Origin of the sequence: Alistipes sp. UBA6068, from assembly GCF_949428155.1 — a bacterium.
Taxonomy (GTDB): Bacteria; Bacteroidota; Bacteroidia; order Bacteroidales; family Rikenellaceae; genus Alistipes; species Alistipes muris.
In genome coordinates, this window is the sequence record NZ_CASQFS010000001.1 from 137,579 (window position 1) to 158,477 (window position 20,899).

General features: G+C 56.3%; 12 protein-coding genes. 5 read left to right on the top strand and 7 right to left on the bottom strand.

The window, feature by feature from the left end; genetic code table 11:
• On the top strand, nucleotides 1-1,230 hold the full coding sequence (locus tag QVG21_RS00585; protein WP_287921075.1) for a glycoside hydrolase family 88/105 protein: 1,230 nt from the start codon (nucleotides 1-3) through the stop codon (nucleotides 1,228-1,230).
• An 82-nt stretch (nucleotides 1,231-1,312) separates the two neighbouring features.
• Here QVG21_RS00585 and QVG21_RS00590 read toward each other — a convergent pair whose 3' ends face one another.
• From QVG21_RS00590 to QVG21_RS00620, 7 genes are all read right to left on the bottom strand, one after another.
• Entirely contained in the window at nucleotides 1,313-2,413 is a 1,101-nt protein-coding gene (locus QVG21_RS00590; protein WP_287921078.1) for a cysteine peptidase family C39 domain-containing protein, read from the bottom strand.
• Between the two features lie 129 nt (nucleotides 2,414-2,542).
• Complete coding sequence (locus QVG21_RS00595; protein ID WP_287921080.1) at nucleotides 2,543-2,944, bottom strand: hypothetical protein; 402 nt, start codon at nucleotides 2,942-2,944, stop codon at nucleotides 2,543-2,545.
• A 270-nt stretch (nucleotides 2,945-3,214) separates the two neighbouring features.
• Nucleotides 3,215-4,942 (bottom strand): hypothetical protein, encoded by a 1,728-nt coding sequence (locus QVG21_RS00600; RefSeq protein WP_287921083.1) that lies wholly within the window; start codon nucleotides 4,940-4,942, stop codon nucleotides 3,215-3,217.
• Between the two features lie 290 nt (nucleotides 4,943-5,232).
• A complete protein-coding gene (locus QVG21_RS00605; RefSeq protein WP_287921085.1) occupies nucleotides 5,233-8,754 on the bottom strand; it encodes a fibronectin type III domain-containing protein in 3,522 nt (1,173 codons plus the stop codon).
• Between the two features lie 27 nt (nucleotides 8,755-8,781).
• Complete coding sequence (locus tag QVG21_RS00610; RefSeq protein WP_287921087.1) at nucleotides 8,782-10,803, bottom strand: RagB/SusD family nutrient uptake outer membrane protein; 2,022 nt, start codon at nucleotides 10,801-10,803, stop codon at nucleotides 8,782-8,784.
• Nucleotides 10,804-10,835: 32 nt separating this feature from the next.
• Nucleotides 10,836-14,072, bottom strand: coding sequence for a SusC/RagA family TonB-linked outer membrane protein (locus tag QVG21_RS00615; protein WP_287921090.1), 3,237 nt, complete (start codon nucleotides 14,070-14,072; stop codon nucleotides 10,836-10,838).
• 290 nt (nucleotides 14,073-14,362) lie between these two features.
• Nucleotides 14,363-16,939, bottom strand: coding sequence for a fibronectin type III domain-containing protein (locus tag QVG21_RS00620; RefSeq protein WP_287921093.1), 2,577 nt, complete (start codon nucleotides 16,937-16,939; stop codon nucleotides 14,363-14,365).
• Between the two features lie 354 nt (nucleotides 16,940-17,293).
• On the opposite strand from QVG21_RS00620, the gene sufB reads away from it, so the two are divergent.
• Genes sufB through QVG21_RS00640 form a run of 4 tightly spaced genes read left to right on the top strand, consistent with a single transcriptional unit; the run spans nucleotide 17,294 to nucleotide 20,899 of the window.
• The gene (sufB, locus tag QVG21_RS00625) at nucleotides 17,294-18,739 is read left to right on the top strand and encodes a Fe-S cluster assembly protein SufB (protein ID WP_287921096.1); all 1,446 of its coding nucleotides are present in this window, start codon (nucleotides 17,294-17,296) and stop codon (nucleotides 18,737-18,739) included.
• Nucleotides 18,740-18,753: 14 nt separating this feature from the next.
• On the top strand, nucleotides 18,754-19,326 hold the full coding sequence (locus QVG21_RS00630) for a flavodoxin family protein (protein ID WP_251214749.1): 573 nt from the start codon (nucleotides 18,754-18,756) through the stop codon (nucleotides 19,324-19,326).
• A complete protein-coding gene (sufC, locus tag QVG21_RS00635; RefSeq protein WP_287921100.1) occupies nucleotides 19,320-20,072 on the top strand; it encodes a Fe-S cluster assembly ATPase SufC in 753 nt (250 codons plus the stop codon). Before QVG21_RS00630 ends, sufC begins: the two co-directional genes overlap by 7 nt.
• Entirely contained in the window at nucleotides 20,072-20,899 is an 828-nt protein-coding gene (locus QVG21_RS00640) for a SufD family Fe-S cluster assembly protein (RefSeq protein ID WP_287921102.1), read from the top strand. Before sufC ends, QVG21_RS00640 begins: the two co-directional genes overlap by 1 nt.

The window sequence follows — 20,899 nt, forward strand, 5'->3', positions numbered from 1 at the left end:
ATGAAACGAACCTTGTTCTTTGCGCTTTCTGCGCTGCTGCTTGCCGCTGCTGCCTGCTCGGGACGTCGCAGCCTGCTCGATTCGCCCGTACCGCTGGCCGTGCGGATGGCCGAAAGCGAAATCGCCCGCAACCCGTCGGCTACGTCGCTCGACGGAATCGCCCCGGGCAAAATCAAGTGGAACTACACGACAGGGCTTGAACTGCTGGCCATGATCGACGCGGCCGACGCTTACGACCGCCCCGATTTCTACGAGTATGCCCGGCGCTATTACGATACCATCGTGCGGCCCGACGCGTCGGTGCTGACCTACAAGAAAGAGAAGTACAATCTCGACCATATCTGCCCCGGCCGGCCCCTTTTCATCCTGGCCGAGCGTACGGGCGAGGCACGTTACGCCCAGGTTCTCGACACGCTTTTCTGCCAGTTGCAGGAGCATCCCCGCAACGACGACGGGGGATTCTGGCACAAGCTGGCCTATCCGCACCAGATGTGGCTCGACGGCCTTTATATGGCCGAACCGTTCTATGCCGAATATGCGGTGCGCAAGATGGGCGGAAGCGAGCTGTTCGGGAAACTGAAAGCCGATGTCGTCAGCCAGTTCGTATTGGTCGGCAAGCATACTTATGACCCGGCGACGGGACTTTATCGCCACGCCTGCGACGTTTCGCGCCAGATGTTCTGGTGCGACAAGACCTCCGGACAGACGCCCCACGCATGGGGCCGCGCGATGGGGTGGTACGCCATGGCCCTTGTCGAGACGCTGCAATATTTCGGCGTGGACGAGACGACGCAGCCTATGGCCGATATTCTGAATCATATTTACGAGGTGCTTCCCAAGTTCGCCGACCCCGAAACGGGCATGTGGTACCAGGTGCTGGACCAGCCCGGCCGCGACGGCAACTACCTGGAAGCCACGGGTTCCATTATGTTCGTTTACGCCATGCTGAAAGGCGTCCGGCTGGGCTATCTTCCTGCTGAGATGCAGGAGGAGGCGATGCGGCTGTACGAACGTTTCGTGGAGCGTTTCGTGTGGGAAAACGAGGACGGTACGATTTCCATAACCGACTGCTGTGCTGTGGCCGGGCTCGGCGGAAAGGACATGCGCGACGGTTCGTTCGACTACTATATCTCCGAGCCCATCATCGAGAACGACTGCAAGGGCGTAGGCCCCTTTATCTGGGCTTCGATGGAATACGACCGCGCCCGGGGACGGCTGACGAAAAAGTAGGCGGGGCACTTTGCCCGCTCTCGCGGATATGAAAACCGCCCCGGAATTCCGGGGCGGTTTTATGGTTTGAAAAGTTGAGCCGCTATAAGATATAGCGGATGTCCTCGGCCCGATAGGCGGCGGGCAGATGGTGGTTGTCGACCAGCACCGTGGGAGTTTCGGCGATGCCGATACGCTGGCAATATGCGATTTGCGCCTCCAAGTCCTTGCGGGCCATGGGGTGGACGGTCGCGTCGGACGGCAGGGTGCGGGTTTTGTACCAGCCTGCGATCAGACGGTCGGTCTCGGGCCATGTATCCTGGATTCCGGAAGAAACGATCCGCAAGGCCGCGTCGTAGGAACGGCTGTCGCCTTTGTTGACTAAGAAAATCAGGTCGATACGGCAATTCTGCACCGAGGAAATCGCCCGGTGTACCTTTGCGCAGCTGGGACACGCGGGGTTCATGATGACGGTCAGCGTATGGTCGGCTTCCGCGTAGTTGCTGATAGGCTTGGCCTCCTCGGTATCCGTCTCCATCTTGGGCTGCTGGGCCAGCAGATACCAAAAAGTTTCGGGCGAATTCAGCAACTTTTCGTGCGTGTATTTCAGCTGTTCGGCTTCGCTCTCTTTTTCGGCCGTATCGGTACGTTGCCGGAACGTCAGCAGTCCCAAAGCGGAAAGAAGCCCGAGGGTAACCCAGTCGATGGCTTCGTGTGACCGCAGGACGGTCCAGCCGACCAGCGCGGAAAAGATTCCTGTTACCCAATAACGGGCTTTCCGGTCGATGTGGTCGAGACACTGCCGAAAGAAATAGGCGATGCGGGCCTCGACCCTTGTCCGCTCGTCCTTGCTGACCATCAGCACATTGCCGTCCCAGATGTCGCGGAACTGCTCGAAAGAGAGGACGGAACTCTGCCCCGATGCGTCCCGAAGCAGAATACGCTGCGTAATTTCGTCCGTTTTCTCAACCAGGAAGAACGGGAATTCGTCGTGCCCGGCCATGATAATGACGGGTTTGCCGAGGGCCGTGAACTGGTTGAACTGCAGCCGGCAGATTCTGTTCGGCACCCGCAATTCGTCCAGCGTGTCGCAGAGCGCCCGGATGCTGTGCGGCAGGGGATGCCTCTCATAAATAGTCCGAATCCGCAGTTCGCTGATCCGGATGCCGACACGGGACAACAAAAGATAAAGCAGATAGGACATATTCCGTAGTTTTAGGTTATTGCAATAACAATCTTTCCCGGCGGCATTCGTTCCCGTCCGGGGGAAAATTGGCTGCGGCAAATGTTTGCCGCAGCCATGAAAACATGAAAGAGGAAGCCTTGCGGCCGACTAATTGCGGCTATACTCTCCGTAACCCTTGAAACCGGCTCCTTCCAGTTCAATCCGATAAAAATCGGGGTCGGTCGGTACAATGAGGATGGTCATCGGCTCGAAATCCGTGTTGCAGGTGCAGGCGCTCACGACCTGACCGCAGGAATTCGTTACCGTAACGACCACTTCGCCTACCGGATCATCGAAATAGAAAGCCAATTGGTCAGCGAACAATTCGGCCGTAATAGACGGTTGAGGTACTTCTGAGCGAGGACGTAAATTGGGATCGTGACCTCCAATAAAATTTAGATCAACTTTTGTTTTTTCAGTTTCATCCGGCCCTTTATATTTAGTAGCTCCAAATGTATTAATCCCATTGCTCAAAAATAAGCTTAAGATAAGGATCACGATTTTCTTCATCTTTTATTTGATTTAGATTAGTAAAATTTCCAGTTGCAAAAGTAGTAGTTCGGGACGAAATATGCTACCGAATTCTGTTAAATTTGATATGATAGGGCCTTTTGTAAATGCTTAGCTATAAGTTGTTTGTAAATATATAATCATATAGCTGGATTTTGATTTGCTTTATTTATATGTAATATGCTGAATATTAATATATTACATTGCTTGATATTCGGTTTTTTAGTTATATTATTTGTATCTTGTTGATTTATAGCTTATTGCTTTTTATTATATATTTTGGCCTAATTCTTTCATTGTATGAAGAATGTGATTTTCCAAGTTTTCAGTCTGATTGACCAATCCTAATTTGTGCCGGATTTTACTCCGCATGGTATAAATGCTGTAGACATTCGTATGGTTGTAGAGAATACGGATGCTTTCTGCCGAGAAGCCCAAACAGATAAAACCGCAATAACATAGTTCATGCAGCGAAAGCGCCGGATAATTGTTTTGCAAATGGTCGATGATTCCATGGCATGATATGTTGGCGATGGCAATGACGTCTTCTGCCAGTTCGCGGTTTTTGCCGGATGCAACTTTGATATGTTCCTTGAAATGCTTGTAAAAGTTATCCATGTTTTTCTCGTAGAGCGAAGCCCATTCCAGGAGTTGCTGCAAACTTCTGATCCGGTTGCCTAACAGAGCGAACAAAGCTTGCGACTGCTCGTCCTGTACATGGATGTTCTTTCTGATTTCATTGTATTGCTCCGTCAGTCGGGCATAGTGCTCGTTTCCTTCCTCCACATAACGTTTATACTCTGCGATTTTCCGGTTCTTTTTCCGTAAGGTTCTTCTATGGGAAGCGATAAGAACGCTGCAGCCGCTTAGAATAATAAGAGCGATTAATGCGAAAGAGGCTATTTCATATCGGTGAATAAGTTGTAATGTTGAATATTCTTTTTCTAAGTTTTCAGTTGTGTATCTTTGTTCGTAGTATTGTAGTAAATTATTTTGAAAAATAGTATTGAGAGAATCGGAATATCGGATGTATAATTGTTTATATTCTAATGCTTTTTTGTCATTTTTCGATAGACTCTCTATTTGAGACATGACGGAAAGTATACCTACGTTAAAGTTGGTAATTTCCGGGCATTGCAAATAATAATTGTGATAATACCAACGGGCCGAATCAAGATTTTTCTCCAGAAAATAAGTATAACCGACTGTGGGATAATGGTTGAACGGAATTTTCCCATCGGTATATTTCTCATATAGTTTGAATAAATCATGTTTGTAGGATGACGAGGTTACGCTGTCTGATAGCATTTGTACTCCTCCTAAGGATGACATGATACCTAATAGAGAACTAACATCATTGGCCTGGATAGCGATTTCTTTGGCTTCGGACAAACAAGCGAGAGCTTCGGGCTTTTTGTCGATAAGGCTGAGCGAAACGCCTTTCCGCCGCATGGCATAGAGCAGGTAGAATGTTTGACCGGTATTCTTGAAAGCGTCGACGGCTTCGGAATAGGCCGTCGCGGCATCGCTGAAGCAGAATTGTTCGTAGTAGAGGTTGCCGAGATAGGTGTAAATCAGCGCCTTCATCCGGTCATCGTCGGTTTTGACGACGTGTTCGCGTGCCATAAGCAGCGCCTTGATGGCTGTTCCCGATTCGGCGGCATTGCCTTTGACTACTGCGTAATAGTAGTGGGCTTTCGCCCGTTCGATGTCGTTGCCGCGGCGCGAGTAGTAGCGAACCGCTTGGTCGACAAGCGAATCGTTGTCTACGTCGATATAGTTTTTGTCGAGAGCCTGCGACAGCAGCAGCGCATGGCGGGCTTTCTTTTCGGGTGTTGCGAGGGCCCGGCGGTCCATCGAGCTGAGAATCTCCAGTGCGCTGTCCGGATGGTCGATCATCAGCGCGTCTGCGCGGTCCAGCTGTTGTTTGATATGTCTCTGACCGCCGCAGGCCACGGCCAGCATTGCAAGGAACAATAGGGCTAAAGATTTCTTCATGGTACTAAAGTCTGTAATCCTACTTAATACAAAGATACGAAAAGTCGAGTGCAGAAGCAAACGCCGTATGATTATGCCGAGACGGAGTATCTTCGACGAAGTCAAAGATAGAAAACATATCGGTCTTTTTCAGCTATCGGCATCGCTTTTATTTGCGATTCATTGATAGGTTTGCGGGATTCTTCGGTTTGAAACCCTTTCAGAGAGCACACAGAAGCCGAATAATAACGGAAAAACGGGCTGCCGAAACCGGCAGCCCGTTTTTGCAAAACGACTTTACGTATACGGATTTATTCGTAATACGTATATTTGATGCTGAAGAAACGCAGTCCGTTGCCCGAAGGATAAACATAAACCGGAGTTGCTCCGCTGACCTCTATCTCGAATTCGCAGGTCGTAGGTGCGTTCGACGACGTGCCGCCGACCTGGGTGAAGGTTTCGCCGTTGACGGTAACGCTTACCAGGCGGGTCGCATCTTCGGAAGAACCGGTATTCGATGCCACAACCGTCAGCTTACCCGAGGCGGGAGCCGTAAAGTAGCACGACCGGTCGCCGTTGGCCTTGCCGCTGCCGCCCCATTGGATGAATTTTTTGGATTCTCCGTTGACGGAGGCTGTTCCGTATTTGGTCTTGGAGCCGGTCAGAATCGTGAGACCGTTCCATACCAAATCGGGAATCGTTCCAGTAAGCGAGCCATCGGTGCCCATCTTGTCGCCGATGGCGGTGAAGCTCGGGTCGTCGCAGTCCCATACCAGTTCTTTCTGCGTCGGGCCGGCATCCGGATCGACATAGGTATATTCAAATTGCTTGTAGCGAATACCGCCGCTCGTGTAGATGTAGACTACATCGTTGGCTTTGAGTTCCTCTCCGTCGAAGATGACGACTTCCTTGATGCCTTTGCCGACAAGTTTGCCGGTCAGAATCTTCTCTCCTTCGTTGATATTTGCGGTTATGGTGAGCTCGGTTTCATCGGTCGTGCTTCCGCTCGGGTTCGCTCCGGTTACTTTCAGCGTGCCCGATCCGTTTTTCGGTACCACGAACGATACACGGCGCGAGTTTATTTTGCCGCCACCGCCGGTACGCAGGAACAAGCCGTCGGCTCCGCGGTCTTCAACTTTCAGCGTGCCGCCCAGCGATTCGATATGCAGACCGTTGAAATAGGTGTCTGCGGCATTGTTGTCGGTCGTTCCGATGGCCGCCTTGGCATCTGCGAATGCTTCGTCGTCGAAGTTCCATTTGAGCGAAACCAGACCGCCTGCGATAACCTTTTTAATTTTGAACTTGGCTTCACCCGCTTCGGACGGCGTGTACTTGGTCGAAGTGGAGGTCGGCTGGGCTACTACCGAAATCGTGTATTCGCCGGCGGCCAGCGCGGCAATCGTTGCGGCAGGAATTTCAAACGCGGGTTCGGTGACGTCCGTCGTCGAGCCGTTGAACGTTACGGTGTATTTTTCGGCGTGGGCATTGCGTTCCCAGGTCGCGGTAACAGCCTGCTGGGTTCCCTCATCGATGCTGGTTTCATTAAGCGTCAGCACAGGGGTAGCCAGTGCTGTGACCGTATTCTCCGGGGTGGTGTCCTTGGTCCAGGCGATACGGGTGAACGACGTGTTGGCTGAGCCGGGCAGTACGTAGATGCTGTTTACACCGACGAGGTCGCCCAATACTACCTTGTGGGGTTTGCCGTCGGCGATAATCGAGTAGGTGTCGCCGCCTGCAACGATCTGAACCGTCGAGGTGACGCTCTTGCCCTGTGCAGTCATTTCGATGGACCCGTACCCGTCGGCCTTGAACTCGAATGCGCTGGCGGTCGGTACGCCCTTGTTGGTGATGGTCGCAGCCTGGGCGAAAGAGATGCCCGTGCTCATGACGATTTCGGCAGGGCCGTAGATACGGATGTTCTCGATAATCGTTTGGTTTTCGACCGTTTCGGTGTCGAACTTGGTCTTGTCGGTGAAGTCCCAGGCGGCAGCTTCGGCGATGGGTTCCAGTTCGGTCGGACGTACCACTACGGGTGCCGATGCGTTCCACCAGCGCGGGTCGCCCGCCTTGTTGGCGGCGATGGCACCGTTTTTCAGATACAGCTTGCCTGCGATGGAGTTGGTGCAGGGGTCTTCTGTAAGCATCATACCTCCCTCGGCCAAAGCCAGTTCCTGGGTAAGCGCCTGGCCGTTCAGGTCTTTGGACTTTTGGTTGAGGAAGAAATTTTTCCCGTTCTTGTCCGTGGTGCCGACATTATAGAAATAGTTGCCTGCGCAAATGGGGGCGATATTCGTCTCCTTGGTGCCGGTCAGTTTGACCCATTGCTTGCCGTCCTGCTCGGGCACTTCGTTGGGGTGGTTTTCGTTGAGGAAAACGCACTTGGTCAGATTGACGGCCGCAGGCGTGAATTTCTGCAACTCGAAAATGCCGGAGTTGTTCGACGAGCTGATTGTCGCCGTAACCTGGTTGAACGTGCAGTTGGCAACGTTGACCGTGCCGACCGAACCTCCCTCGCGGCAGCGGAGGAACGTGCGGGCGCATGCGTAGAACGTGGAATTCTTGATCTCTATCGTGCCGTATTTGCTGCCGGCCTTGATACGCAGGTCGATGAAGTCGCCGCCGGCCGAGCCGATGGGGTTGATGTCGTGGGCATAGATGCCGTCATAAATCAGGTTTTCGACGTTGAACTTGTCGGCTCCGCTCCAAAGGCCCTTGGTGAAGCCCGTGAATTCGCAGTTGATGAATTCGGCATTGCCGAGCGTCGCGCCCGTAGTTATGAAGTAGCCGCATTCGTTGCCGCCGTCGATCAGCACATCTTCAAAATGGATGTTCGTATTTTCGCCGGTCACCTTGAACGAACCTTTCACTACGGGTTTCGCTCCCTCGGGGCTCGATTCGCCGTAGATTTCCAGCCCGTAAGCGAACGTGTAGGGGTCGAATTCCGGGCTGTCTGCCGGTTTGGTCATGTTGCTGGTCAGGTCGTATGTTTCGCCTCCGTTGTAGGCAAGCAGGAGTTTCAGATCGCCTGTCGCGCCCGTAATGGCTGCGGCGAAATCGGCGCTGTTCTCGATTTTCGTAGTCCCCTCGGTGCTGGGACGGGTATAGGCCGTGAAGTGGCCGCGCGAACCCGACTTGCCGAACAGCAGCGTGAACTTGTAGTTGGTGCCGGGTTCGAGGTTTTCGATTTTGGCTTCGCAGGCGCTGATCTGTTCGTCGCTGAGCGGCATGACCGTAGCCGTAGCACCCTCGACCGGAACCACCAGCTCGTAGCGGATGGAGGTCAGGTCTTTCGGGTCTTTGGCATTTTGGTCCCACTGCACGGTCACCGTCGTTTCGGTACGTTCCTTGGCTTTGGGGTTGAGTGCCGAGCGGACGGCCGACGTCGAAACGGCTTCGACCAGATAAGCCCAGCGCGAGCTCTCGATTTTGGCGCTGACGCCCTGCACACGTGCCCAGAATGTCTTGTCGACAGCCAGGTTCTTGACCGTGAAAGGCACGCCGTCCTTGGCCACTTCGATGGTTTGATAGGCGTTGCTCGAATCGAAGTTTTCGGGCATTTCGTATATCTCGACTTCCTTGCCGTCTTCTTCTTTGATGGTGGGAACGGCCTCGAAGAGTTCCAGAATGTAGGCGTCGGCGTTCGACACGGCGCTCCACGAGAATTTGATGTCCGTGCCGACCGCAGCGTCGACGTCCGCCTCGAAGTTCAGCGGGGTCAGCACGCGGGTGTACGGAATCTCGTTCATGGCTTCATCGACGTCCGAGCAGGAAGCGGCGAACGCACCCGCGCAGAGCATGAGCCCGAATTTCAGATTTCTGAATATCTTTTTCATAATTGTACTGTATGATGCTTAACCGATTTATTTCTGCGGGTAACCGAAGTCGTTGACCAGCGAGCCCTGCGCATTGCTGAGGTTGTGGGCGAACAGAGGCCACGTCGAACGCGGATAGGGGTCGTCGTAGTCGTTGAAGTAGAAGTACATCCAGCGGTAGGAAGTTTCGGCTTCCCAGAGTGACGGATCCGCCTGGCAGAAGACGCCCTGCGAAAGGAAGTCGAGCCGGTTCCAGCCGCCGTTGTCCGCTTCGCTGTTGTAGTCCGCGGGGGTCTTGGCGATTTCGTCCTTTTCCAGGCCGAAGATTTCGATGCCCTGTCCTTTTTGACGCCAGAAAGCATAGTAGGTCGGGAACGTGGTCAGCACGTTTTTGCCGCTCTTGTCCTTGAAATCCTTGGGTTCGGTCAGCTTGGCGTAGTCAGCATAGGCTCCGCGCATGTAGGCCAGGTCTTTCAGGTCGTTCTTGGCTTCGTCCAGCTTGATTTTGAGCAGGCCCCAGCGGATGAGGTCCTGTTTGCGGAGGAACTCGCCTGCGAATTCCAGCGCGCGCTCGTCGATGATGGCTTTCATGATGGTGCCTTCGGTCTTGCAGTCGTTGATGGCGGCGTCATCGCTGCTGGCGGCCGAACCGATGGTCAGCGCGTCGACATAGGCGTCGACCATGCCTTCGTTGCCTTTGTAGGCACGTTTGCGGACTTCCTTGAGGTAGCGTTGAGCCCGGCTCAGATCACCTTCCCAGGCAGCCAGTTCGGCGGCCATAAGATAGATGTCGGCATAGCGCATGACGATGGGTTTGCAGCCGTCGCCCGTACCGCCCGGATAGTTGTTCATCCATTCGTAGCGATACTTGCCCCAATAGAAGCTCGTGGCGTTGCGCATCTCCCAGCCGCCTTTGGTTCCGTCTTCGTTCTCGACGTCCTGGCTCCAGCGCATGGGCACGCAGGTGATGTCGCGGCGGGTGTCCTGTTTCTCGTATTTCCACCACAGCGTGGGGTTGGGGCCCGTCTGGCCGCCTTTCGACGACTTGTCGCCGATGAAAGGCGAGTTGGCGGTGTGGGGGTAGGCGTGGGCGTAGTTCCAGCGGCCGCGGGCATCGCCGAACGGCTGCACGTAAATCACTTCGCGGGAGCCGCTCACGTGCGAGAAGTCGTTGAATTTGTGCCACAGCTGCTCGAAGTCGGATTCGAGAGCCAGCGAGCCGCTGCCGATGACGTCTTCCAGGTGCCGCAGCGCCTTGGGATAGAGTTCGGCCTTGGACATTTCCTGCTTGGTCGAGAGACGCAGTGAACCGAAGTTGCCGGTTCCGGTCTTGCCGTCGTCGGGACGCCATGCGTAACCTGCGGCGTTGAGTGCGATACGGGCGTAGAGACCTTTGGCGAAAGCCTTGTTGATGCGGTCGGTACGCATGGTCTGCGTTGCTTCATAAGGCCAGTAGAGCATGGGGATGGCTTCCTCGAGGTCGGCCAGCATGGCCTTGTAGAGGTCGTCGCGCTCGGCCTTGGGGTCGTAGAGCGTGGCGGAAGTCAGCGGTTCGAGGTGCAGAGGCACTTCGCCCCACATCTTGATAAGTTCGTAGTAGAAGAACGCACGGTAGGTGAGCGATTCGCCCAGCAGATAGGCCATGTCGCGGTTGTGGGCGACGTTGCCGTACTGCTTCAGTCCCTGGATGGCAAGGTTGGCGCGCTCGATACCGATCATGATCTCGTTATAACCGTTGTTGGTGGTGTTCAACGAACTGTTATCGGTCTTTGTATCGTATTCGGCGAGGTTGCGTTCGTCGACTTTGGCGCCCGAAGCCGTCGACCCCGTTTTGAGCTCGATGTCGGTGTTGTAGCCGTACATGTGGTTCAGACGGGCGTTGTAGGAGTTGGTGTGGGCGAAGATTTCGCTGATGCCGAGTACCGTGTATTCGGCCGTGGTGTAGTTGGCGAATACCTTGGAGGCGTCGAACGACGACTGCGTTTCGACTTCCAGTATGTCGTTCAGACACGAGGTCGCCAAACCTCCCATCAGCAAGAGCGTGGAAATGCTGTATAATATCTTTTTCATATAGGTATGTCTTCTTGAAGTTTTTCAGGCTTTTAGAACGAGAGGTTGAGACCGAATACCCACGAGCGGCTCTTCGGGAACGCCGAGTAGTCGACGCCAGGGGTCAGCGGGGTCGCACGGCGCGTGTCGACCTCGGGGTCGTAGCCCGTGTAGGGGGTCAGGCAGAAGAGGTTGGTGCCCGTTGCGTATACGCGTACGCGGGTCAGCCGGATTTTGCGGGTCAGGTGTTCCGGAACGGTGTAGCCGATCGTCAGCGACGCCAGACGCAGGAACGAACCGTCTTCGATGGCCCAGCTCTGAGCGACGCGTTTGGTCGAGTAGGGGGTCCACATGGTTTTGCCTGCGTTCATCTGTGCCAGCAGGGCGGGGTCGTTCACCAGTTCGCCCGTCGCCCAGTCGATGTTGGTCCAGCGGTTGGAGGGCGCCATGGTGTTCAGTACGTTCTGACCCTGCGTGGTCTTCGTGGTCGAGAATTCGATTTTGTTAGCGTTGTAGATTTCGTTGCCGTAGGAATAGGTGAAGTTGGCGGCAACGTCGAAGCCGTAGGCATAGGCCGTCAGCGAGAAACCGCCGGTGAAGAGCGGCTGCGTGTTGCCGATGCGCGTGATGTCGTTGGTCGTAATCTTCGTGGGGTCGTCGTCGCTCACCTTGGCCAGACGGGGCGCACCCGGACGCAGGCCGTAGTCTTTGCCGAGGATGTCTTCGCTGCTGGCGATACCTTCTTTCAGGGTCCAGGTCTTGCCGTCGTAGTCGAAGTCGTCGACGGTGTACATGCCTTGGCTGACATAGCCGTAGATGTCGCCCAGCGGACGGCCTTTCTTTACGATGTAATCGTAGCCGATTTCGGTCGAGAACATACCTGCCGAGGCGGTGATCTGGTCCAGACCGCCCAGGTCGACTACTTCGTTCTTGTTGAACGAGATGTTGGCGTCGAAGTTGATGCCCCACTTCTCCTTGCGGACCAGCGCGGCGCCCAGCGTTACTTCGATACCGCGGTTCTGCACCTCACCGAGGTTGCGGTATTGTTCCGAGTAGCCGCCCGTGACGGGGAACTTGATCAGCAGGTCCTTGGTGTTCGATTGGTAGAGTTCGACGCTACCGGTCAGACGGCTGTTCCAGAATCCGAAGTCGATACCGATGTTGTGCGAGTAGGTCGTCTCCCACTTCAGGTCGGGATTCGACATCGTCGTGTCGTTGGACCAGATGACCGAACCTTGCGAAATCCACGAGGTCTGCGATGCGCTGAAAAGCGTCTGGGTCTGACCCGAGGGGATGTTGTTGTTGCCGGCCGTACCGAAGCTGTAACGGATTTTGAGGTTGTCGATCCACGTTGCGTCCTTGAGCCATTCCTCGCCCGAGAGACGCCACGAAGCGGCTACCGAGGGGAAATAGCCCCATTGGTTGCCCTTGGCGAACTTCGACGAGCCGTCGGCACGCATCGTGGCCGATACCATGTATTTGCCTTTGTAGTCGTAGTTCGCGCGGCCGAAGAACGAGAAAAGAATGTCGTCGTTGGCGTATTTGTTGGCTACCGACAGCGGGTGCTCGCCCGAGGCCATGAATTTCCAGGCCATGTTCGAGTCGAAGAAGTCGGGCAGACCCTCGACTACGGTGTTCATCGTGTTCTGGCTCGTGCGGAGATACTCCATGCCGACCAGCAAGTTCAGATTGTGGTCCTTGGGCAGCAGTTTCTTGAAGTCGTACTGCAAGGTGTTGGTGTTGCGGATTTTATCGCGGTAGATGCCTTCCCACTCGGCCAGCGGCTTGTTCTGATAGCCCGCCGACGCGTAGCGCGATGCGTAGGACGAAATGCCGTAGAAGCGGTCCTTGACTTGTTTGTAGTCGTCCAGACCGGCTTCGATGCGCAGACGCAGGTTGTCGATGATTTCCCATTGGAAGGCGGCGTTGGCGTTCCACGTCGTGCGGTTGTAGCGCGAATCGTTTTCGCGGACGGCCTGGATGGGATGTACGTAGTTGTTGTAGTCGTCGGGGTTGTCTTCTTCAATGATGGCCGCATAGCGCGGAATCGGCGAGTAGACAATGGCGTTCTTCAGTCGCGAGTTGCCCGACTGCGAGCCGCGGTCGTTGAGACCGTTGGCGCCCGAGCCCGTCACATGAACATCCGAATAGCGCACGTTCACGTCGATGGACACACGCTTCACGGGTTTGAACTGGCCTTTGAAGCTGAGGTTGTTGCGTTTGTAGTCCGAGCCGATCATGATGGTCTTCTCGTCGTGGTGCGAGTAGCTGGCCGTCCACTTGTATTTGTCGCCGTTGCCCGATACCGAAAGGTTGTGATCGAATACCGTACCCGTGCGGCCGAACACCTGTTCCACCCAGTCGTTGGCCGGCATGTTGCGGTAGAGGTCCATGTCTTCCCAGGTGCCGTAGTTGGGTGTGTAGTAGCTCTTCGTGTTGCCTTTGAGTACCGAATATTCGTATTGCGTGCGCACGAAGTCATAGGTGTTCTGCGGAACCAGCGCATCCTTGTTGGCCATGTTTTTCACACCGCCGTAGATGTTGTAGTTGACCGTTATGCGGCCCGATTCGCCGCTCTTGGTCGTGACGATGATTACACCGTTGGCACCGCGCGAACCGTAGATGGCCGTCGAGAAAGCGTCTTTCAGCACGTCGATGGACTGGATGTCCGAAGCCGGAATGTCCGAGATGCTCTCCACCGGGAATCCGTCGACAATGTAGAGGGGCGAGCTGTCCTGCGTGATGGAGCCCGTACCGCGTACACGGATGCGGACGTCGGCGTCGGGGTCGCCCTCGGTTGCGGTCACCTGCACACCGGCCATACGGCCCGACATGGCTTCGCTCACCGAGGCTACCGGCATCTGGGTCAGCGCTTCGCTGTTGATGGACGATACCGAGCCCACTACGTCGCGGCGTTTCACGGTGGCATAACCTACCACCACCACGTCGTCCAGCTGGTTCGAGCTTTCCGAGAGGGTCACTTCGTAGTCGGTCTGCGAGGGTTGGAGCGTCACATAGCTGTCGTCATAGCCGATGAAGCTCACCCGGAGCTGCTTGGCCGAGGCCGGGACTTCGATCCGGAACTTGCCGTTCAGGTCAGTGCTCACACCGAGCGTCGTCCCTTCCACCACGACCGATGCGGCCAGCACGGGCCCCATGGAATCCTTGACGGTGCCGGTGACGGTCCGGCTTTGGGCCGAAGCGCTCCCTGCCGCCAAAGAAACGAACGCCAAAACGAGCGCCAAGCGTAGTGCCGCCGTCTTGGTGAAAGAGTAGAATTTCTCTGTCATAGTCAGAAGTTTTTAGTTAGAGTTTTGGAAAATTTTTATCAATTCGTCGGGTTTCGGTTAACGAAATTAAGGATTCCGGTTCCGGTGGGCAGGTAAATTTTATCAATTGTCTGGTAGATTTTGTCAGCCCTGCCATGACAGACGGACACTCCGTCGGCCGGACAGAGTAGCCGGACGGTGCGTATCTCGTTCGTTTTTAGTCCTTAACTTCGTTTCGGCGACCAAAAACAGGCCGCGGCATCGGCAAAGACAAATTAAATAAATGTCTTTGCCGATGCCGGACCCGGTTCTTACTTGATTTCGGCGTAGGTGCCTGTCGCAGTCTGCGCTTTGGTGATGTCTTTCACCAGGTAGTGGAGGTAGATTTCCAGATTGGTGTAGAGACCTTGCGGGTCGAGCGTCTTTTCGTTGCCGTCGGCCTTGTTGTCGCTGTCCAGACCGAACAGGTCTTCATAGTAGTCCGGTATGCCGTCGCCGTCGGTGTCCTTGATGCGGTCTATCTCTTCTTGGGTAGCCGTCAGCGTCGGATAGCCGCCCTTGTCATTCTGTGAGTCGATGATGCCGTTCCAACTTCTTTTCATGCCTTTGGCGTTGGTCGTAGTGGTATTTTCTCCCGAGGAGCCTGTGCCGTTCTTCACATCGTTCAAAACTCGGCGGTCGGCGTCATCCTTCCGGAGCGAAGCACCGCAGTATTGAACCAGTATATTGAATGCTTCGTCGGCCGTGTGGGTCGTCACGCTGCAAGCTTTTCCGTCGGGGATGGTCTTGACCGGATAGTTCGTGGTATTCCATACCGGGGCCCAAGGGCAGCTACCGCCTTTGCCGCTCGTTGTGCCTGCGATGAATCCGTTTTGGTTGTTGGCTGTAGCCTTTCTGCTGTCGAGATTCGATGCTGTCGAAGGGTCAAGTACGTTGCTGTTGCCGTTGGTGAAGATTTTCGGATTGCCGATGACGCATTTTTCTTCGGTCAGGTTGACGCCGTTTCCGTCATAATAGGTATCGGCCGAGCAGAAATAGTCGCGGTGGCAAGCCTTGTTGCCGCTCTCGATGTTCTTACCCGTGTTTTTGTCGTATTTGTAGCTCGGGCCGCATCCGTTGATCGACGCAGGACCCCACTTGTAATAGTTGCCTACGAAGTTCATCGTAATGTCCACACCTCCGTATGCAGGATAGTTGCAGAAGTTGTAGACTACGTTGTTGCGGAAGTCGAGCAGCCGGTCGGTCCGGTTGATTCCTTTGGCTTTGGCGGTTGCGCCGGGCGTCGGACCGTCGCCGTATTGTTCGGGGCTGTCCAGACGCGGGTTGCGCGAATCGTGGTGGGCCAGAATGTTGTGGTGGAACGACGCCGGAGCACCGCCCCAGATGCCGCCGTAGCCGTGCGAACCCTTGCCGTGGCCGCCGTTGCGGAGCGATTCGTAGGCCAGACAGTATTGCATCGTCATGTTGCGGTTTACATAGAACGAGACGCATTCGTCGGTCGACCACGATAGTGAACAGTGGTCGATGATGATGTTCTGCATGTAGCGGCCGCCCAGTGCGTCCGTTCCGTCGTCGCCGTGTTCATCGCCCGGACGGATACGCAGGTATCGGATGATTACGTTGTCGGCGTTCACTTCCATGCCGCATCCTTTGATGCAGATACCGTCGCCCGGGGCTGTCTGTCCGGCTATGGTCAGATTGCCGTTGGCGATTTTGAGCGTTGATTTCAGCTCGATGGTTCCCGCTACGTCGAAGACGATGGTTCGGGCTCCTGCTCTGCCGATGGCATCGCGCAGCGAGCCTGCGCCGCTGTCGTTCAGGTTCGTGACGTGGATCACCTGTCCGCCGCGGCCGCCCGTGGTGAACATGCCCGCGCCCTCGGCTCCGGGGAACGCGCGGATTATCCCGTCCTGTTCGTGTTCGGGCAGTTCGGCGTCAAAGCCGATGGCTGCCGACGACTTGGTACGGAACTTGACCGGTGCCGATTCGTCGGAATCGCTCATGTAGGGGTCTGTTTCGTCCGCTACGGCACGAAGCGTGAAATAGTAGTCGGTCAGTTCTTTCAGTTCGCCCAAGGTCACGTTCGTCTCGGTAGTTTCGCCCTCTTTCACGGGGGTGCTCTCTACCGTTGCTTCGTAAAGTTTGTAGGCGTATTTCTTCGCTTTCGCGATGTTGGGCCAGTTGACGGTGGCCGATACCGCCGTGCGGTTGCTCACGGTCGCCGTCGGGGTGGCCAGTTTTTCGTGCGCCCGGGTCTTGAAGCTCACGTATGCCGACCACGGCGAGTCGGTCTTGCCCGTTTCTTTCGAGACGGTCATCGCCCGGAAGCGGTATTCGGTGCCTTCGGCCAGGTCGTCGAACGTGACGCTCAGCGCCGTTTCCGAGCCATCCTTGATGATTTCGCCGCTCTTGTCGGCCAGTTGGTACTTGTAGCTGCCCGCTCCCTCGACCTCCTGCCATTCGAGCGTCGCCGAGGTGTCGGTCAGTGTTTTCGTGTCTACGGCGGGTTTCGGAGCCGGGAGCATGTTGCTCGATGCGGTCACATACTCCGACCACTCCGAATCCTTGAATTCCGAGTTGGGGCGTGCTTTCGACATGACGCGGACCGAGTAGAGCGTCTCCTCCTTCATCGTGAACGAGTAGGCCGCGGCGAAGACGGTGCCGGTTTCGACCGTTTCGTCAGCGTCGTTTTTCACTTCCCAGCCGTATTGGTGGGCGTTTTCCACAGCGCTCCAGCGTACCGTCGCCGTGTCGCCGTCTACCGTGACTACCGGGGACGGGGCCGCAAGCGGGGTTCCTCCGTTCATGGGGTCGGTCCCGTCCGAGCCGCACCCTGCCAGCAGGGCCAGCATGCAGGCTCCGAAGAGCCGTTCGATCAGTTTTTTCATAGATTCCTAATAGGTTATTTGTTTGTTTTGTGTTTCGTCCGGAGATTCGCAGAAGTTCGGGCGGCGCCCGGTTGGTTCGGTTTCGCCCTCGGCCCGGGAGCCTTTCAGCTGTACAAAATTATTTATCGCTCCGGCCCGGATATTGGATTTTTTGACGTAAAACCGGGACTTTTTAACGGCGCTCCGAAAGGGCCGCACCTATATATTATATGGTATCGTCGGACGGGGTTCCGTTTTCGGCTGTCGCCGGGGCGCAATTCCGTTTCGGCCGTGCGTTGTTCCGGCCGCAGATTTGCTCGGCCTTATTATGAAATTGCGAATTCATTTCGTACCTTTGCATGTTATTCCGTAGCTATGGCAGAAAACGAAAAAGAGTTGCTGGAGCATATCGGCGGGCAGGAGTACAAGTACGGCTTCACCACGCAGATCGACACCGAGCTCATCCGCAAGGGGCTCGACGAGGAGGTCGTGCGCCTGATTTCCGCCAAGAAAGGCGAGCCGGAGTGGATGACCGAGCGGCGCGTGGCGGCTTTCCGTCATTGGCTTACGCTCGAGCCTCCCACGTGGGCCCACCTGACCATACCCCAAATAGATTTCCAGGATATTATCTACTATGCGGCTCCCAAGCCCAAGAAGCAGTTGGAGTCGATGGACGAGGTCGACCCCGAGCTGAAGCGCACGTTCGACAAGTTGGGCATCCCTTTAGAGGAGCAGATGGCCTTGGCCGGCGTCGCCGTCGATGCCGTCATGGATTCCGTTTCGGTGAAGACCACTTTCAAGGAGACCCTCGCCGGGATGGGCATCGTCTTCTGTTCGATCTCCGAGGCGCTGCGCGATTATCCCGACCTGGTGCGCAAGTACCTCGGGAGCGTCGTGCCCTATACCGATAATTTCTATGCCGCATTGAACGCCGCCGTCTTCTCCGACGGGTCGTTCTGCTACATTCCCAAGGGGGTGCGGTGTCCCATGGAGCTCTCCACTTATTTCCGTATCAATGCGGCCGGCACCGGGCAGTTCGAGCGTACGCTCATCGTCGCCGACGAGGGGGCCTACGTCAGTTATTTAGAGGGTTGCACGGCGCCGCAGCGCGACGAGAACCAGTTGCACGCTGCCGTCGTGGAGATCGTCGTCGAGAAGAACGCCGAGGTGAAGTATTCCACCGTTCAGAACTGGTATCCCGGCGACCGCGAGGGCAGGGGGGGCATCTATAACTTCGTCACCAAGCGCGGCATCTGCCGCGAGAACGCGCGTCTTTCGTGGACGCAGGTCGAAACCGGTTCGGCCATTACGTGGAAATATCCCAGCTGCATCCTCGCGGGCGACAATTCCGTCGGCGAGTTCTACTCCGTCGCTATGACCAACAACCGTCAGCAGGCCGACACCGGTACCAAGATGATTCACATAGGGCGCAATACCCGCAGCCGCATCGTCTCCAAGGGCATTTCGGCCGGTCGCAGCCAAAATTCCTATCGCGGACTCGTCCGCGTGGGCAAGGGGGCCGAGGGGGCGCGCAACTATTCGCAGTGCGATTCGCTGCTCATCGGCGACAGGTGCGGGGCGCATACGTTCCCCGTCATCGATTGCCGCAACCGTTCGGCGGTCGTCGAGCACGAGGCCACCACCTCGAAGATTTCCGACGACCAGTTGTTCTATTGCAACCAGCGCGGGCTCTCGACCGAGGATGCCGTCGGGCTTATCGTCAACGGCTATGCCCGCGAGGTGTTGGCCAAGTTGCCCATGGAGTTTGCCGTCGAGGCGCAAAAATTGTTGGCTCTCAGTCTGGAGGGTTCGGTAGGATGATGCGGGACTCGGAGATGAAAATCGTCGTGTTGAACGGAAGCCCGCGCCGCGGGGGCGTGGTGTCGCAGATGCTGGGGCATGTTGCGGCCCATCTGCCGGAGCAGTGCCGGGCCGAGGAGTTCTTCGTCCACGACTTGCAGGTAAAGCCTTGCACGGGGTGCATGCGCTGCCGCACGCTCGGACGCTGCGTGCTCCCGGAAGACGATGCGCACCGTGTTGCCGAATTGTTGCGCGATGCCGACGCGCTCGTCGTCGGATCGCCTTGTTATTGGGGTAATATGACGGGCGAATTGAAAGTGTTGTTCGACCGGGTGGTCTATGTGATGATGGGCGAGCGGGAGAACGGAATACCCGTGCCGTTGCACCGGGGCAAACGGGCCGTCGTGGTCTCTGCCTGCAATACGGTGTGGCCGTTCAACGTTTGGTTCGGCCAGACCGGCGGTGTGTTCCGTTCCGTGCGCGAGATTCTCAAGTGGAGCGGCTACAAGGTGGTCGGCACCCTGGCCAAGGGCGGTTGCCGCAAGCAGGGCGGGCTGACGCCGCGGGAGATAATGAAATGTAAGAAATTGGCAAAAAAGATATGTTGAGCGTTAAGAATTTACATGCGTCGGTCGACGGCAAGGAGATTTTGCGGGGCATCGACCTCGAAGTCCGGGCCGGCGAGGTGCATGCCATCATGGGGCCTAATGGTTCGGGCAAGTCGACGCTGGCTTCGGTGCTGGCCGGAAACGAGAAGTTTACCGTCACGGAAGGTTCCGCTACTTTCTTGGGGCAGGATTTGCTGGCTATGTCCATCGAGGACCGGGCACGGGCAGGGCTTTTCCTCGGGTTCCAGTATCCCGTCGAGATTCCCGGCGTCACCATGGCCAATTTCATGAAGCTGGCCGTCAACGAGCAGCGCAAGTTCCGCGGCCAGGAGCCTTTGTCCGCCGCCGAGTTCCTCAAGCTCATGCGCGAGAAAAGCGCCGTGGTCGAACTGGACGCCAAGCTCACGTCGCGCGCCGTCAACGAGGGGTTCTCGGGCGGCGAGAAGAAGAAGAACGAGATTTTCCAGATGGCCATGCTCGACCCCAAGCTGGCCATCCTCGACGAGACCGATTCGGGGCTCGACATCGACGCCCTGCGTATCGTCGCTACGGGCGTCACCAAGCTGCATACGCCGCAGAACGCCACGGTGGTCATCACCCATTATCAGCGGCTGTTGGATTATATCGTCCCCGACGTGGTGCATGTCCTCTATAAGGGCCGCATTATCCACTCAGGCGACAAGACGTTGGCCCTCAAGCTCGAAAAGGAGGGTTACGACTGGCTGATAAACGAGTATAAGGAGTAATGGCCGCCCTTACCGATATTCTCAGCGGGTTCCGGTCCGTCGGGAGCGAACGGCTCCGCATCGGGGACGATTCCGACGCAGTGCAGCCTTTCGTCGCCGTCGATTCCGCGAAGTTGCGCGTCGAGGTCGCTGCCGGGGTTTCGGCGCGGCTTGTCGTCGTGCACGAAAAGCCGTTGGCTTCGTCGCTCTCTTTCCTGTTGGAGCGCGGGGCGCAGTTGGAGGTCACCGAGGTCTTTCTGGGCGAGGCTTTCGCCGAGGTCCGGACGGTCCAGGCGGCCGACAGTTCGTGTTGCCTGACAGCCGTACAGCTGGCCGGCGCCAACGTTTCCTATCGGATAGACCTCGACGGTGCGCATGCCGCCAGCAGGGTGGGCGGGCTTTTTCTCGCCGCCGAGAGCGAGCATTGCGTCATGGAGCTGCGCACGGCGCACAACGTGCCGGACTGCACGAGCGATTCGCTCATGAAGGGTATCGCAGGCGGCGATGCCGTCGGCGAGTTCCGAGGGCTGGTCTACGTTGCTCCCGATGCCCAGCGGACCGATGCCCGCCAGCAGAGCCGCAACATCCTGTTGAGCGAAACGGCCCGCATCGATGCCAAGCCCCAGCTTGAAATCTATGCCGACGACGTCAAGTGTTCGCACGGCGCCACGGTGGGGCAAATGGATGCCGAAGCCATTCTCTACATGCGGCAGCGCGGATTGAGCCTGGCGCAGGCGCGGCGGTTGCAGATAGAGGGTTTCGCAGGCGACGTCGTGCGCCGTTGCGGAATCGGCGAGTTGGGCGAGGCGCTCATGGAGGCCGTCGCCCGTAAAATGGAAACCATGTAG